Raw genomic sequence first — 2,682 nt, 5'->3', positions numbered from 1 at the left:
ACATTGAGCAGCACTATCTCTCCAATTCCCTTCAGGCTTTTCAGGAAGGACAGGGCGACCTCAGAAGTCTGGGAGAGGTCGGTTGGGAAGAGAATTCTGGCAAAGACTCGGGCGCAATACTTCTCCATGGTATTATCATCCAGGGTCTTGTAGCGCATGATCAAGAGGTGCGTCCTGCCGAAGCGAAGCACATTACGTGAAGAGCTTCCCAGCAGAGTGCTCATGATCAGGCTCCTTCCCCGCGCTCCCATGGCCACCAGGGAGACGTTCTCTTCCATTGCCACTTTATTGATGGCGCTTGCCACCTCGCCCTCTAAAACGGATACCGCCTTTACATTAACCGTTACCCCGGGGGATTTAATGGCGTTCTTCTCCTCTTCCAGCTTCTTCTCGATATCCTTTATCTCCGATACCGGATCCCAGACACGGGCGAGCGGATCTCTAGAAATGACATTGAGAAGTAGTACCTCTTTCAATCCCGGCATTTCGCCGATGCATTCGATCACTTTCTTGGCATGTTTGGAGAAATCTGTGGCGATCAACACCTTTTCAAACATTTCTAGCTCACCTTAATGAATTAGTTCCATTTCCTGATATTTCAATCTATTTCAGCAGAGTGGGGTGCCGAAGGATTGCTCTTCCAGCTCCATCAGCTTCTGCCATGCTTCCTTGCACTGGCAGTGCAGATCATCGAAGGGCCTCGCATCCTGGGTAAGATCATGCTTCCTGATCGCCTCCGCCAGGGCGGCATCGCACTGGCCGCAGTTATGGGGCCCCCGCCTGGTGCCTGCACCCACCGGGTCGCAGATGATAGGGCCTGGGGAGCTTTTCAACACTTCAAGGGCGGACCAGAGCCATGGTGGCCGATACTCGCCCTTCTCCCACATCCTCTCCACCACTGTATTGCGTTGGACATTGCACAGGTTCAGGGAGATGATGTCTGCATAAGGGCGTGCTGCCCGCGCGGAGGATATGGCATCACGCATAGCCTGCCCTTCGGTGAGAAAGGGCGGCTTCAGGAGCAGATAGGCCTTAACCCCTCCTCCCTGGCCGTGCACCATCTCCGAGGCGCGGACGAAGTCCTGGAAGAGAAAACCCTTGCGGATGAGGTGCTCTCTGATCAGGTCGTTTGCACTCTCAAGGCCCATGGCGAACTCGGTCTGCAGGTGGGAGAGGCACTCCTCCACCGCATCAGGGTTCACGTACTCCGGCCGGGTCTCAATGATCAGCTTCTCGATCCCCGCATTCTCCAAGCGGCGCAGTATCTCGATCCTGGCCCCCGCGGGCATCTCCTCAGAGTCCAGGAAGCTGCCGCTGGTGTAGATCTTGACCACTGTCACCTCTGGAGAGCACTTTTCCATGGCGCTCTCGAACTGGATTATCAGGTCGTCTGCCGAAGCGGGTGCGCCCTCGCCGGCATAGCCACACATGGTGCAGCGGTTCCACCTGCATCCCACCGTGCGCAGGATCATGGTCAGAGCCTGGGCAGGGCGTCCATCCACCAGATCCTGGGATCGCCATACGCTGACCGGCCTTCTTGGGTCCCTTCTTTCCTCAGATCTTGTCATCGTCTACCCGAGATACTGCAGTGCGCTGATGCCGGCGGAGGCGCCCGCACCCACAGCAGTTGCCGCCTGCATCCGTCCGCCGGTCATGTCCCCGGCGGCGAAGACACCGGGCATGCTCGTCTCCTGGTTGAGCCGGTTGATCTTCACAAAGCCTCCAGAGGTCATATCCAGGCCAAGGTTCTCTGCCAATTCCACATTGGGCTTCATGCCCATCTCCACGAAGACCCCTTCCACCTTCAGGGAACGGGGGGTTCCCCCCACATTGAACTCCACGCTTTCCACGAACTCTTCCCCTCGGATCTCGGCAATCTGCGCGCCAAAGGTGGCGGCATAGTTGGTGAGCGACTTGATCCTTTCCAGATACACCGGCTCTGCAACCAGCTTCTCTTTGGGTGATATGAGGTGGACTCGGCTCGCGATATTGGCCAGATAGAGAATTGCTCTGGCTGCGCCATTGCCGTAGCCTACCAACGCTACTGATTTGTTCCGGAATAAGGCACCATCGCAATGGACGCAATAGGAGACCCCTCTGGCTGTCAGCTCCTTTTCGCCTGGAACCCCTATCGGGCGATGGCTGGCCCCCATGGCCAGGATGATCGTCTTGGACTCGTACTGCCAGTTCTCAGTCTTCAGGCGGAAGAAGTCTCCCAGGTTCACGATCTTCTCCACCAGTTCCGTCTGGTTCTCCGCTCCAAACCTCTGGGCCTGGGCCAGCATCCTTTCCGAGAGCTCAATGCCGTTAATGCCCTCCGGAAAGCCGGGATAGTTCTCATAGAGGCCACCCATGGCGGTCTGAGAGCCGTAAATGCTCCCCAAAACCAGAGTCTTCTTCCCTCCTCTGGCGCAGTACATGGCAGCGGTCAGCCCTGCCGGGCCTGCTCCTACTATGACCACATCATACAAGCGAATTCACCATAAATCAGCACCCCTTCAAGGTAGATAAAGTGTTCAGTAATGTGGTAGGCTTTCGGGGTTCTATCTGCCCGCAATGTTTTTAGACTAGAAGGTTGTTGATGGGGATGCTTCCAGCAAGCGCCGCGCCGATAGTGTAGCGGTTATCACTAGGCGTTGCCAACGCCTAAACTCGGGTTCGAATCCCGATCGGCGCATATAA

The 2,682-nt window shown here is 56.5% G+C and carries 3 protein-coding genes and 1 tRNA gene; 1 reads left to right on the top strand and 3 read right to left on the bottom strand.

The genetic code is table 11. From position 1 onward, the window contains the following. The 3 genes from BP727_RS00450 to BP727_RS00440 all read right to left on the bottom strand — a co-directional run. The coding region (locus BP727_RS00450; protein ID WP_286856747.1) for a universal stress protein at positions 1-557 on the bottom strand (557 nt) is incomplete at its 3' end. A gap of 51 nt (positions 558-608) precedes the next feature. Then, a complete protein-coding gene (locus BP727_RS00445) occupies positions 609-1,568 on the bottom strand; it encodes an archaeosine biosynthesis radical SAM protein RaSEA (RefSeq protein WP_013719138.1) in 960 nt (319 codons plus the stop codon). Positions 1,569-1,571: 3 nt separating this feature from the next. Continuing rightward, a complete protein-coding gene (locus BP727_RS00440; protein WP_232844379.1) occupies positions 1,572-2,462 on the bottom strand; it encodes an NAD(P)/FAD-dependent oxidoreductase in 891 nt (296 codons plus the stop codon). A gap of 143 nt (positions 2,463-2,605) precedes the next feature. Here BP727_RS00440 and BP727_RS00435 point away from each other — a divergent pair. Further along, a tRNA-Gly gene (locus tag BP727_RS00435) sits at positions 2,606-2,677 on the top strand. The last annotated feature ends 5 nt before the right edge of the window (positions 2,678-2,682 follow it).

This window comes from Methanosaeta sp. UBA356 (genome assembly GCF_002496465.1).
GTDB lineage: Archaea > Halobacteriota > Methanosarcinia > Methanotrichales > Methanotrichaceae > Methanothrix > Methanothrix soehngenii.
The sequence above is the reverse complement of the archived record's forward strand: the minus strand, read 5'-3'. Positions and strand labels throughout refer to the sequence as shown.